At 69.1% G+C, this 12,322-nt stretch carries 14 protein-coding genes; 8 read left to right on the forward strand and 6 right to left on the reverse strand.

The genetic code is table 11. The annotated features are described in order from the left end of the window. Positions 1-9 precede the first annotated feature (9 nt). Both rho and hemJ read right to left on the reverse strand, forming a co-directional pair. Complete coding sequence (gene rho / locus ACAZ03_RS00320; protein ID WP_373355341.1) at positions 10-1,284, reverse strand: transcription termination factor Rho; 1,275 nt, start codon at positions 1,282-1,284, stop codon at positions 10-12. A gap of 135 nt (positions 1,285-1,419) precedes the next feature. Continuing rightward, complete coding sequence (gene hemJ, locus ACAZ03_RS00325; protein ID WP_373355342.1) at positions 1,420-1,875, reverse strand: protoporphyrinogen oxidase HemJ; 456 nt, start codon at positions 1,873-1,875, stop codon at positions 1,420-1,422. Between the two features lie 399 nt (positions 1,876-2,274). On the opposite strand from hemJ, the gene ACAZ03_RS00330 reads away from it, so the two are divergent. From ACAZ03_RS00330 to dnaQ, 4 genes are read left to right on the forward strand one after another with little or no spacing between them, the layout of a single operon-like run. Then, positions 2,275-2,874: a nucleoside triphosphate pyrophosphatase gene (locus ACAZ03_RS00330; RefSeq protein WP_373357012.1), complete on the forward strand. Its 600-nt coding sequence runs from the start codon at positions 2,275-2,277 to the stop codon at positions 2,872-2,874. Continuing rightward, entirely contained in the window at positions 2,871-3,701 is an 831-nt protein-coding gene (locus ACAZ03_RS00335; RefSeq protein ID WP_373355343.1) for a shikimate dehydrogenase, read from the forward strand. Before ACAZ03_RS00330 ends, ACAZ03_RS00335 begins: the two co-directional genes overlap by 4 nt. Beyond that, entirely contained in the window at positions 3,698-4,282 is a 585-nt protein-coding gene (gene coaE, locus ACAZ03_RS00340; RefSeq protein WP_373355344.1) for a dephospho-CoA kinase, read from the forward strand. Before ACAZ03_RS00335 ends, coaE begins: the two co-directional genes overlap by 4 nt. Next, positions 4,275-4,961: a DNA polymerase III subunit epsilon gene (dnaQ, locus tag ACAZ03_RS00345; RefSeq protein WP_373355345.1), complete on the forward strand. Its 687-nt coding sequence runs from the start codon at positions 4,275-4,277 to the stop codon at positions 4,959-4,961. The genes coaE and dnaQ overlap by 8 nt, the downstream gene beginning before the upstream one ends. A 28-nt stretch (positions 4,962-4,989) precedes the next feature. Here dnaQ and secB read toward each other — a convergent pair whose 3' ends face one another. Further along, complete coding sequence (gene secB / locus ACAZ03_RS00350; RefSeq protein WP_373355346.1) at positions 4,990-5,547, reverse strand: protein-export chaperone SecB; 558 nt, start codon at positions 5,545-5,547, stop codon at positions 4,990-4,992. 112 nt (positions 5,548-5,659) lie between these two features. Then, positions 5,660-6,157 (reverse strand): FxsA family protein, encoded by a 498-nt coding sequence (locus ACAZ03_RS00355; RefSeq protein WP_373355347.1) that lies wholly within the window; start codon positions 6,155-6,157, stop codon positions 5,660-5,662. A gap of 139 nt (positions 6,158-6,296) precedes the next feature. On the opposite strand from ACAZ03_RS00355, the gene ACAZ03_RS00360 reads away from it, so the two are divergent. The 3 genes from ACAZ03_RS00360 to ACAZ03_RS00370 are packed head-to-tail and all read left to right on the forward strand — an operon-like array spanning position 6,297 to position 8,625. Beyond that, positions 6,297-6,956, forward strand: coding sequence for a Tim44/TimA family putative adaptor protein (locus tag ACAZ03_RS00360; protein ID WP_373355348.1), 660 nt, complete (start codon positions 6,297-6,299; stop codon positions 6,954-6,956). Then, positions 6,953-8,008 carry a murein transglycosylase A gene (locus ACAZ03_RS00365; RefSeq protein WP_373355349.1) on the forward strand — a complete coding sequence of 352 codons (1,056 nt, stop codon included), beginning with the start codon at positions 6,953-6,955 and terminating at the stop codon, positions 8,006-8,008. The genes ACAZ03_RS00360 and ACAZ03_RS00365 overlap by 4 nt, the downstream gene beginning before the upstream one ends. Next, positions 8,008-8,625: a Smr/MutS family protein gene (locus tag ACAZ03_RS00370; RefSeq protein WP_373355350.1), complete on the forward strand. Its 618-nt coding sequence runs from the start codon at positions 8,008-8,010 to the stop codon at positions 8,623-8,625. The genes ACAZ03_RS00365 and ACAZ03_RS00370 overlap by 1 nt, the downstream gene beginning before the upstream one ends. Here ACAZ03_RS00370 and ACAZ03_RS00375 read toward each other — a convergent pair. Together ACAZ03_RS00375 and hslU are read right to left on the reverse strand one after the other, a co-directional pair. Then, positions 8,608-9,843: an MFS transporter gene (locus ACAZ03_RS00375; protein WP_373355351.1), complete on the reverse strand. Its 1,236-nt coding sequence runs from the start codon at positions 9,841-9,843 to the stop codon at positions 8,608-8,610. The two genes, ACAZ03_RS00370 and ACAZ03_RS00375, sit on opposite strands and share 18 nt — an antisense overlap. Positions 9,844-10,041: 198 nt before the next feature. Next, on the reverse strand, positions 10,042-11,355 hold the full coding sequence (gene hslU / locus ACAZ03_RS00380) for an ATP-dependent protease ATPase subunit HslU (protein ID WP_373355352.1): 1,314 nt from the start codon (positions 11,353-11,355) through the stop codon (positions 10,042-10,044). Positions 11,356-11,473: 118 nt separating this feature from the next. Here hslU and ACAZ03_RS00385 point away from each other — a divergent pair, with 118 nt between their 5' ends. Then, entirely contained in the window at positions 11,474-12,241 is a 768-nt protein-coding gene (locus tag ACAZ03_RS00385) for a metallophosphoesterase (protein ID WP_373355353.1), read from the forward strand. Positions 12,242-12,322 lie beyond the last annotated feature (81 nt).

Genomic DNA, 12,322 nt, shown 5'->3' on the forward strand with positions numbered 1-12,322 from the left:
TAAGGGAAATCAAGTGTTCATCGAGTCGAAGAAGTCGCTGTTCGTCTTCGTCTGCTTCAACTTGCCGATGAGGAACTCGATGGCATCCGTCGTGCCCATCGGGTTGAGGATCCGCCGGAGGACATACATCTTCGACAGATCCGCCTTGTCGACCAGCAGATCTTCCTTCCGCGTACCGGACTTGAGGATGTCCATCGCCGGGAAGACCCGCTTGTCGGCCACCTTTCGGTCGAGCACGATCTCGCTGTTGCCGGTGCCCTTGAACTCCTCGAAGATCACCTCGTCCATCCGGCTGCCGGTGTCGATCAGCGCGGTCGCGATGATCGTCAGCGAGCCGCCCTCCTCGATGTTCCGCGCCGCGCCGAAGAAGCGCTTCGGCCGCTGGAGCGCATTGGCATCCACACCGCCGGTCAGCACCTTGCCCGAGGACGGCACCGTCGTGTTGAAGGCCCGCCCGAGGCGCGTGATCGAATCGAGCAGGATCACCACGTCCCGCTTGTGCTCCACCAGCCGCTTGGCCTTCTCGATGACCATTTCGGAGACCGCCACGTGCCGCGCCGCCGGCTCGTCGAAGGTCGACGAGACGACCTCCCCCTTCACCGAGCGCTGCATGTCCGTCACCTCCTCCGGCCGCTCGTCGATGAGCAGCACGATGAGATAGGCCTCCGGGTGGTTCACCTCGATCGATCGCGCGATGTTCTGCAGAAGCACCGTCTTGCCGGTCCGCGGCGGCGCGACGATCAGGCCCCGCTGGCCCTTCCCGATCGGCGCCACCAGGTCGATGATCCGAGCAGAGCGATCCTTGTTGGTCGCGTCCTCCTCGATCTCCATCTTCAGGCGCTGGTCGGGATAGAGCGGCGTCAGGTTGTCGAACGCCACCTTGTGCCGCGCCCGTTCCGGGTCCTCGAAATTGATGCTCTCGACGCTGGTCAGCGCGAAATACCGCTCGTTCTCGCCAGGCTCGGCGATGACGCCCTCGACGGTATCGCCGGTCCTGAGCGAATACTGGCGGATCATGTCCGGCGAGACATAGATGTCATCCGGCCCCGGCAGGTAGTTCGCCTCGGGGCTCCTCAGGAAGCCGAAGCCGTCCTGCAGCACCTCGAGCACCCCGTCGCCGCCGATGACCCAATCGTCCTCGGCGCGCTCCTTGAGGATGGCGAACATCATGTCGCCCTTGCGCATGGTGGAGGCGTTCTCGATCTCCAGCTCCTCGGCGAGGGCGAGGAGGTCTTTCGGGCTCTGGGCCTTCAGGTCGGCAAGGTTCAGGCGCTCTTCAAGCATGAATACACTCGTGCTGAGGCGGGGCGGTCCCGCATCTGTCGAAAAGGAATGGATGGTGCATCGCCCCGGACGGGGCGGCGACCCCTCAGATAGGGACAGGTGTCCCCCAAGTCAATCGCTGCCTCGGTGGACCCGTCAGAACGGCCGGGCGATGACCATCACGACGATGAGGATCAGAAGCACGGTCGGGATCTCGTTGACCATCCGGTAGGTCCGCCCGCTCACCGTATTCGTCCCCGCCTCGAAGGCCTTGCGCTGCTTCGACAGCCAACCGTGGACGCCGCTCATGCCGAGCACCCCCAGGGCCTTGCCCCAGGGCCAGCCCTGATGCCAGTCGACCACCCCGGGCGTGAAGACGAGCATGAGCCCGAAGATCCAGGTGGCGATCATCGCCGGGTTCATGATGGCCCTGAGGAGCCTGCGCTCCATCGTGCGGAAGGTGCTCTCGAGCTTCGGCTCTCCTGCCGCCTGCTCTGCGTGATAGACGAAGAGCCGAGGCAGATAGAACATGCCAGCCATCCAGGCGACCATGGCGATGACATGGAGCGACTTCACCGTCGGATAAGCAAAGGTGAGAAAATCCCCGATCATGGCAGGTCCCCCGAGCTGATCTCTCCCCCTAATCAAAGAATAAAGAAAAAGAAAAGACGTGGTTGATGTAGGGGTGTGGACAAGTCGGGTCTCAAAACTTCTCCGCAGAGTTACCCACAGGCGTCCACAGCCGCGGGATCAGAGTTAAACGAATCGTGAACTCAACAAGCCATTGATTTCAAAACATTATTTGATCAGCTGTCGCCACCTCTGCAGCATTGACTTCGCCGGCGCGCCAGTGGCGCCGCCGAGTCCCCCACAGCCGCGACTTGTTAAGATCCACCGTGGGGGACTCGGGCCTCGTCTGACCCGGATCCGCGTCAAGCCCATGGGCAAATCCCGCCCCTCGTGGCATTCAGGCGCTCCACCCACCGTCCGTTCCCCGGCTTGTCCCCTATGCTGTCCACAGCCCTGATCCTCGCCTCCGGCTCCGCCACCCGCGCCCGGCTCCTCGCCCAGGTCGGCCTGCCGTTCGAGCCGCACCCGGCCCGCGTCGACGAGGCGGCGATCCGCGCCGCCCTCGCGGCCGAGGGCGCCCCGCCCCGCGACATCGCCGATGCGCTGGCCGAGGCCAAGGCGCGCAAGGCCGCCGGCCGCCATCCCGGCCGCCTCGTCCTCGGCTCCGATCAGGTGCTGGTGCTGGTCGGCGAGATCCTCTCCAAGCCCGAAAGCCGCGAGGACGCCGCCGCCCAGCTCGCCCGCCTCTCCGGCCAGACCCACGAGCTCCTCTCCGCCGCCGTCCTCTATGAGGATTCCGCCCCCGTCTGGCGCCACATCACCCGGGCGCGGCTGACGATGCACGCCCTCACGCCGGAAGAGATCGAGGCCTACCTCGCCCGCACCTGGCCCGGCACGGCCGACAGCGTCGGCGGCTACAAGATCGAGGAGGAGGGTCTCGCGCTCTTCTCCGACATCACGGGCGACCATGCCACCATCCTCGGCCTGCCGCTTCTGCCCCTCTTGTCATATCTGCGCCTTCGCGGAAGATTCCCGGCATGACCAGTTACCCTCTCGCCGGTGTTCTCGGCTGGCCCATCGGCCATTCCCGCTCGCCCCAGTTGCACCGCCACTGGCTGAAGACCTATGGCATCAAGGGCGATTACGTCGCCCTGCCCGTGGCGGAGGAAAACCTCGAAGCCGTCCTGCGGACCATGCCGAAGATGGGCTTCGTGGGCTGCAACGTCACGATCCCGCACAAGGTCGCCGTCCTCGAGATTGCCGATCATATCTCCGACCGCGCGACGCTGCTCGGCGCCGCGAACACGCTGATCTTCCGGGCCGACGGCGGCATCCATGCCGACAATACCGACGGCACCGGCTTTCTCGCCAACATCCGCCAGCACGCGCCGGACTGGACGGCGGCGAACGGGCCCTGCGCTGTCCTCGGCGCCGGCGGCGCCGCCCGCGCGGTGATCGGCGCCCTCATCGAGGATGGCGCGTCAGAGATCTTCCTCTCCAACCGCACCCGCCCCAAGGCCGAGGCGCTGAAGCAGGAATTCGGAAGCAAGATCAACGTGGTAGACTGGGTGCAGGCCGGCAATGCCGTCGAGGATGCACAGACCATCGTCAATTGCACCTCGCTGGGCATGGAGGGCTGCCCGGAGCTGCGCGTGCCGCTCGACGGGCTCACCCCCGGCAAGCTGGTGACCGATCTCGTCTACCAGCCGCTCGAGACGCGGCTCCTCCGCGAGGCGCGCGCCGCCGGGGCCACGGCGGTGGACGGGCTGGGGATGCTCCTGCACCAGGCCGTGCCGGGCTTCGAGCGCTGGTTCGGCGTCAAGCCGGCGGTGGACGAGGCGGCCCGCGCCGCCGCGCTCGGGGCATGATCGCGCTCGGCCTCACCGGCTCCATCGGCACCGGCAAGAGCACGACCCGCGAGATGTTCGAGGCCGAGGGCGTCGCCACCTGGGATGCCGACGCCGCCGTCCACCGGCTCTACGCCCCCGGCGGCCCCGCCGCCGCTGCGCTGAAACCCCATTTCCCGGGCGCCGTGACGGCGGAAGGCGGCATCGACCGCCCTGCCCTCTCCGCCCTCGTCACGGCTGACCCGGACGCGCTCAAGCTCCTGGAATCCCTCATCCATCCGCTCGTCGCCGCCGACCGGGAGGCCTTCCTCGCCAGCGCCAGCGCGCCGGTGACGCTCTGCGACATCCCGCTTCTCTTCGAGACGGGGCTCGAGCGGCTCTTCGCCGCCATCATCGTCACCACCTGCCCGCCCGCCATGCAGCGCGCCCGCGTCCTCGCCCGGCCAGGCATGACCGAGGAGAAGCTCGCCGCCATCCTCGCCCGCCAGATGCCGGACGAGGACAAGCGCCTGCGAGCCGATTACACGGTGGTCACCGACACGATGGACCATGCCCGCGCCCAGGTCCGCGCCATCCTTGCGGAGGTCACATCCCATGCGTGAAATCGTCCTCGACACCGAAACCACCGGCTTCGAGCCGGAATCCGGCGACCGCATCGTCGAGATCGGCGCCGTCGAGCTTTCCGGCCACCTGCCCACCGGGCGGACCTTCCACAAATACCTGAACCCGCAGCGCGACATGCCGCAGGAGGCGTTCGAGGTGCACGGCCTGTCGGAGGAGTTCCTCTCCGACAAGCCGCTCTTCGCCGATCTGGCGGATGAATTCCTCGCCTTCGTGGGCGATGCCAAGCTGGTCATCCACAATGCCGGCTTCGACATGAAATTCCTCAATGCCGAACTGCGCTGGGCCGGCAAGCCGACGCTGCCGATGGATCAGGCCATCGACACCGTCGCCATCGCCCGCCGCCGCTTCCCCGGCTCGCCCGCCTCGCTCGACGCGCTCTGCCGCCGCTTCGGCATCGACAATTCGGCGCGCACCCTGCACGGGGCGCTGCTCGATTCAGAGATCCTGGCGGAGGTCTATCTGGAGTTGATCGGCGGGCGGCAGCCGGATTTCGCGCTCGGCGGCCCGGCCTCGCAAGGCGGCCCCGGCGCCGCCCCGGCCTGGCGGCCGGAGCCCCGTCCCGTGGCTCTGCTGCCCCGGATCACCGCGGCGGAAGAGGCGGCCCATGCCGCCTTCGTCGAAAAGCTGGGGGAGGCGGCGCTCTGGCTCAAAGCCTGAGCGCCGGCCCTAGTCAGCCGCCCGGGGGTCAAGCGTCAGAGGGCTTCGGCTCGCTCGTGTCCACCTCGGCCTCGACCTGCGACTCGCGCTGCGCCTGCAGGCGGCGGGCCATGTCGGCGCGGTAGAGCGCCACGAAGTCGATCGGCTCGAGGTTCACCTGCGGGAAGCCGCCGTCGCGCGTCGTGTCGGCAACGATCCGGCGCACGAAGGGGAAGGTCATCCGCGGGCATTCGATCAGCAGGTAGGCATGGAGCTGCTCCTGCGGCACGCCCTTGATCTCGAAGACGCCGGCGTAATCCAGCTCCATCAGGAAGAGCACCGCCTCCTGGCCCTTGGCCTTGGAGGTGACCTTCAGCTTGGTCGAGACCTCATAGGTCTCCTCGCCGCGCTTCTTGGCGTCGAGGTTCACCTGGATCGAGACCTCGGGCTGCGGATTTTCCGGCGCGCCCTTCTGGGCGAGCACGTTCTCGAAGGACATGTCGCGGATGAACTGCGCCAGCACGCGCTGGCTGATCTGCGGGGGAGTTGCGGCGGCGCCGTTTCCGGCCGCGCTGCCATTCTCCGGGGTATCGGGCGTGTCGGCCATGTGAGGCTCCTGTCGTCAAACTCGCGTTTGACTAACAGGAGCGGGCAGGGGCCTCAACCGAAAGCGCCGGATGGCCCTGTTGGAGCCCCCCGGAGGCCCCCTGCGGCGCCCGTCAGTGCCGCGTCCAGCCGGAGGGCTCGTGCGTCGGGCGCTTGCCGGGCGTCACCTCCTCGAAATCCGCATCGATCACATCCTCGCGGGCTGGCCGCGCGGAATCGGGATAGCTCTGCTGCCCGCCGGTGCTGCCATAGGTGAAGGTCTGCGCCACGACCTTGCTGCGGATCCAGCGATAGACCTGCCGGCGGACCGGCGGCACCAGCAGCGCGAAGCCGCAGGCGTCGGTGAAAAAGCCGGGTGTGAGCAGCAGCGCCCCGGCGACGAGGATCATCGCGCCATGGGCCAGCGGCTCGGACGGATCGCGCAACTCGTTGAAACTGCGCTTGAGATCGCCGATCGCCCGCGCGCCCTCGCGGCGGACGAGCTGCGTGCCGAGGATCGCCGTCACCAGCACGATGGCGAGCGTCGGCCAGAGGCCGATGAAGCCGCCGACCTGCACGAAGAGCGCGATCTCGATCAGGGGCACGGCGATAAAGGCCGCTAAGAGCCACATGGCGATCCTCCTCTCGGCCTGCCGGTCCGTGCCGGGGGCCTTGTTTTGACGGGCCGCGAGGTGGACTCGGCGGCTCGTCGACCCTAGATAGGGGCTGTACGCCACATCGCAACGCCGCCGTGCGGAAAGTCGCCTTCAGATGAATGGACCCATCCTTCAACTCCTGGTGCTCGCCGGCATCGCCATCTTCCTGATTCTGCGGCTCCGCAGCGTCCTCGGCACCCGGGACGGCTTCGAGAAACCGACCCTCGAGAGCCCGGCCGAACGGCGCGGGCCGCGGCCGGATCTCGAGGTGATCGAGGGCGGCCCCGATCGCGACATTACCGATCACGTCCCCGAGAAATCCATCTCTGCCAAGGCCTTGGCCGAGATGAAGCGGGCGGACCCGTCGTTCTCCGTCGGCGAGTTCCTCCATGGCGCCCGCGGCGCCTACGAGATGATCCTCATGGCCTTCGAGCATGGCGATCTCGCCAGCATCAAACCGTTCCTGTCGGACGACGTCTATGCCGCCTTCGCCGAGGCGGTGGAGGAGCGCGAGCGCGAGGGGCTGCAGATCGAGGCGAAGTTCGAGGGGCTGAACGAGCTGGCCCTCGATGAGGCCGAATACGATGCCGAGACCGGCGAGGGCGAGGTCACCGTGCGCTTCGTCTCTGAAATGATCTGGGCCGTCCGCGACCGCGCCGGCGACATCATCGAGGGCTCGCTGACCGAGCGGCGCCGGCAGAAGAACCTGTGGACCTTCGCCCGCACCATGACCAGCGCCGATCCCAACTGGCAATTGGTCGCCACCGGCGAATGATCCGCGCCGCCCTGGCCGGGCTGGCGCTGATGCTGGCGCCCGGCTCCGCGAGCGCGGTGGCCACCGGCGGGCCCGCCGCGCAGATCCTCTCCTTCGACGCGCTGCCCGGCTGGGCGGAGGAGGATCATGCCGCGGCGCTTGCCGTCTTCCGCTCCACCTGCGCCGACATGCGAGGCCGCGACTGGCAGGTGCTCTGCGCCTTCGCCGGCACCGGGCCGGACCCGCGCGCCTTCTTCGAGCGGTTCTTCCTGCCGGTGTTCCTCGCGGAGGAGGGCACGGAGGCGATGTTCACCGGCTATTACGAGCCCGAGCTGCGCGGCGACCGCTGGCGGTCGGAGTATTACCACGTTCCCCTCTACGCCCCGCCGCCGGAGCTGCCGGAGAGCGGCCCCTGGCTGACCCGGCGAGAGATCGAGGATAGCGGGGTGCTCGAAGGGCGGGGGCTCGAGCTCGCCTGGGTGGCCGACCCGGTGGATGCGTTCTTCCTGCAGATCCAGGGCTCCGGCCGCATCCGCCTGCCCGACGGCTCGCTCACCCGGCTCGGCTATGCCGCCGCCAACCGGCAGGATTACACCTCGCTCGGCCAGATCCTCGTCGCCCGCGGGCTCTTCGAGCCGCATGAGGTCTCTTTCGAGGCGATCCGCGCCTGGGTGCGCGCCAATCCGGAGGAGGGGGTCGAGCTCCTCCGCCAGAGCGACAGCTATGTCTTCTTCCGCCGGGTGGATGACGTGCCGCCGAGCGCCGGCCCGCTCGGCGCCATGAACCGCTCGGTGACCGCCATGCGCAGCCTCGCCGTCGATCCGGCCTTCGTGCCGCTCGGCGCGCCGGTCTGGGTCGAGACGACGGCCGCGCGGCCCCACCGCCGACTGATGATCGCGCAGGACACCGGCTCGGCGATCAAGGGGCCCCAGCGCGGCGACATCTTCACCGGCACCGGCCGCGAGGCGGGCCGCGTCGCCGGCAACATCCGCGACGGCGGGCGGCTGGTGATGCTGCTGCCCATCCAGCTCGCCCATGCCCTCGTCGCCGACCCGGGCGCGGAGATCCGCTGATGCGCCGCCCCCGCCACCTGTCGCCGGACGAGCGCCGGCTGTGGGAGAGTGTCGCCCGCCAGGCGGACCCGCTGCACCCGAAGGGCGGGCCGCTGAAGGCGCCGGAGGCGACGCCGCCCGCCAAGCCGGTGCGCGAGCCGGGATCGGAGCCGGCACCGGAGCGGCAGGACCAGCCGCGCCTGGGCTTCCGCCTCGGCGAGAAGGCTGCGCCGAAGCCCATGAGGGACGACCTCGCCCCCTCCATGGCCGAGGCGCTCCGCGCCGCGCCGCCGGCGATGGACGTGAAGGCCCACCGCCGCCTGACCCGCGGCAAGCTCCGGCCCGATGCGCGGATCGACCTGCACGGCATGACGGCGGCAGAGGCGCATCCCTACCTCACGTCGTTCCTGCTCAGCGCCCATGCGGAGGGGCGGCGGCTCGTGCTGGTCATCACCGGCAAGGGCAAGCGCCGCGACGAGCTGGCGCCCATGCCCGTCCGCCAGGGGGTGCTGCGCCATCAGGTGCCGCACTGGCTGAACCTGCCGCCGCTCCGCGCCATCGTGCTGCAGATCAGCCCGGCGCATCTGCGCCATGGCGGCGAGGGCGCCTATTACGTCTACCTACGCCGGCCCAGATGAGGGCACACGGGCGGGCCGCGCGAAGAGCGCCAGCGCCCCCCAGGCCAGCGCCGCCGCCACGACGAAGTAGATCGCGAAGGCGATGAACTGCACCTCCATCCCGATGCCCCGGTCGAGCAGCGCGCCGGAGATGCCGGGGCCGAGGGCGCTGCCCAGCACCATGATCGCGGCATTGACCGCCTTGATCGCGCCGATGAAGCGGGTGCCGTAGACCTCCGCCCAGAAGGCGGAGACGACCGTGCCCGCCATCCCCTGGCCGAGCGCCATGACGACAAGCGCCAGCGCCGCCGCCCCGAGGCTGGGCGCCCAGGCCATCAGCGCGAAGGCGGCGGCGAAGGGGAAGAGGAAGAGCCGCAGCATCCGCATCGGCCCGAAGCGGTCGATGGCGAGGCCGGAGGTCAGCGTCACCGCCACCGTCACCGCCGTGAAGAGCGGCAGGAGCGCGACGAAGCCCGCCAGCGTCCAGCCCTTCTCGGCCACCAGCTCGACCTGCTGGAACCACAGCACCGTCCCCCAGGCCGGCGGCCCGAGGAGGAGCGGCACGAGGCACCAGAAGAGCGGATGCCGGAGCATCTCTCCCCGCGTCCAGTGCCGCCCGCCGATCCCGGCGGAGACCTCGGCATCGGTGAAGCTCTGTGGCGTGCGTTCGGCGCGCAGGAGCCGCTGGACCACTGGCAGGGCGATGAGCACCAGCCCGGCCGCCAGCACCCAGAGCCAGCGCCACGGGGCGATTTCGGCGAGGGCGACGAAGCTGATCGGCAGCACCGCCTGCCCGAGCGCGAAGCCCATCGCGGCGATGGACAGCGCCCGCCCCCGCGTCGCCACGAACCACCGCGCCATTGCGACGGTGGAGAGTTGGCTCATCATCCCCTGCCCGAAGAACCTCAGCGCGAAGATGGTGAGAACCAGCATCGGCACGGAGGCGACCCCCGCCATCGCCACGCAGGCCAGCGCCAGCCCGGCCATGACGAACCCCGCAAGCCGCCTTATGCGAAACCTGTCCGTCAGCGCCCCCGCCCAGAGCATCAGCGCCGCCGAGGCGCTGGTGGCGATCGTGTAGAGCCCGCCCCACTGGCCGTGGGTGAGGGACAGCTCCGCCCGGATCTGGTCGGAGAAGAGCGCGATGAAGAAAGTCTGGCCGTAGGACGACGAGAAGGACAGGAGCACCCCGGCGAGAAGGAAGAGCCAGTTGGTGCGCAGGAAGGAGAGGAAGGTCATGAAGCGCTAGGTGCGCCGGATTTGGGGGGAAGGGAAGGGGGGGGCCGGTTTGGGGGGCGTGGGGGGGGCTGCCGCCCCCCGGACCCCCTGCCTCGGGGGGCCCTCGCGCCCCCCGAGATCCCCCCTGAGGATTTTTCGGGAGCAAAGACTGGGGGGCGCGGGTTTATGAGACGCGCCTGAAAGGGCGCGGTGAGGGGGTCAGAGTACGTAGCGGCTCAGATCCGTGCTCCGCGCCAGCCCGCCGACGTTCTCTTCGACGAAGGCTTCGTCGACCACGACCTTGTCGCCGCCCTTGTCCGGCGCGGTGAAGCTCAGCTCTTCGAAGACCCGCTCCATGATCGTGTAGAGCCGCCGGGCGCCGATGTTCTCGACGCTCTCGTTCACCTCCGCCGCGATCCGCGCGAGCGCGTGGATGCCGTCTTCGGTGAAGCTCACCTCCACCGCCTCCGTGCCCATCAGCGCCGTGTACTGGCGCGTCAGCGCATTGTCCGTCTCCGTCAGGATGCGGACGAAATCCTCCTCCGTCAGGGCGCGGAGCTCGACGCGGATCGGCAGGCGGCCCTGGAGTTCGGGGAGCAGGTCGCTCGGCTTCGCCACATGGAAGGCGCCCGAGGCGATGAAGAGGATGTGGTCGGTCCTGACCGGCCCGTGCTTGGTGGAGACGTTCGTGCCCTCGATCAGCGGCAGCAGGTCGCGCTGCACGCCCTCGCGGGAGACATCCGCGCTGCGCGCGCCGCCTTCGGACTTGGCGCAGACCTTGTCGATCTCGTCGATGAAGACGATGCCGTTCTCCTCCACCGCCTCCAGCGCCGCGCGCTTGACCGCCTCGTCGTCGAGCAGCTTGTCGGCCTCGTCGGCAATGAGCACGTCATAGCTCTCGAGCACCGTCAGCTTCTTGGTCACCGTGCGGCCGCCGAAGGCCTTGCCGAAGATGTCGCCGAGGTTCATGCCGCCGCCCATCATCCCCGGCTGGCCGGGGATCTCGAACATGCCGCCCGCCGGGCCGCTGTCGGCCACCTCCAGCTCGATCACCTGATCGTCCAGCTCGCCGGCGCGGAGCTTCTTGCGGAACATCTCGCGGGTGCCGTCGCGGGCGCCGTCGCCGGCGATGGCCGAGATCACCCGCTCCTCCGCCGCCGCCTGGGCGCGGGCCTTCACGTCTTCGCGCATCTGCTCGCGGGTCGTCAGGATCGCGGCATCGACGAGATCGCGGATGATCTGCTCGACATCGCGGCCGACATAGCCGACCTCGGTGAATTTCGTCGCCTCGACCTTCAGGAAGGGCGCCCGCGCCAGCTTGGCGAGCCGGCGGGAGATCTCAGTCTTGCCGACGCCGGTGGGGCCGATCATCAGGATATTCTTGGGGAAAACCTCGTCCCTCAGCTCGGGCGGAAGCTGCTTGCGCCGCCAGCGGCTACGGAGCGCCACCGCGACGGCGCGCTTCGCCTCCTTCTGGCCGATGATGAAGCGATCGAGCTCCGAGACGATTTCGCGCGGCGTGAGGTCTGACATCATTCTCTCCGGTTGCAGCGGGCGACTTAGGGGCGCGGGGCGGAATTTCCAACCCCGGGACTGGCCAGGGGGGCGGCCGGGCGGTAGCCTCCGGCGATGTTCCAAGCCCGAACCGGCCATGTTGACGCGACTGATTTCCCGCTTCCGGCGCCCGGCGCCCGCCTCCTTCACCGCTGCCCTCGCCCCTGACGCGCCGCTGGCGGTCATCGGCGACGTGCATGGCTGCGACAGCCTGCTCGCCGGGCTTCTCGCGCGTCTGGCGGAGGAGGCGCCGGATCACCGCATCGTGCTGGCCGGCGATCTCGTCGATCGCGGCGAGCAGTCGGCGGAGGTGCTGCGCCGCGCCAGGACGCTCGACGCCGAGGTGCTCATGGGCAACCACGAGGCGATGATGCTCGCCTTCCTCGAGCATCCGCGGTCAGAGGGGCCGCGCTGGCTGGCGAATGGCGGCTTGCAGACGCTCGCCTCCTTCGGGATCGGCGGGCTCGGGCTGGCGCCCGCGCCCGAGGCCCTGCGCGAGGCGGCGGCGGCGCTGCGCGAGGCGATGGGGCCGGAGCTGCTGGACTGGCTCGCGGCGCGGCCGATGCTGTTCCGCAGCGGCAATGTCGCGGTGATCCATGCCGGCGGCGAGCCTGGCCTGCCGATCGACGAGCAGCCGGAGCGCGCCAGTCTTTGGGGCAGCCCGAGCTTCCTGCAGGAGACGCGCGCCGACGGTATCTGGGTCGTGCGCGGCCATGTCATCGTGCCCGAGCCGCAGGCGGCGGAGGGGCGGATCTCCATCGATACCGGCGCCTTCGCCACCGGATGTCTGTCCGCCGCGCTCATCGGGGCGGGTGGGCTGCACTTTCTTCAGCACAGGGCAGACAAAACCGCCCTCATCGGGTAACGATTTTTTTGATGTCTCGGACAATCGGCAGTACCGTCAAGCGGCTACCGGTACTCCGGATCTACCGAGCCTTGGGGGGCC

This window comes from Pseudoroseicyclus sp. CXY001, assembly GCF_041714655.1.
In the GTDB taxonomy this organism is placed as follows: domain Bacteria; phylum Pseudomonadota; class Alphaproteobacteria; order Rhodobacterales; family Rhodobacteraceae; genus Pseudoroseicyclus_A.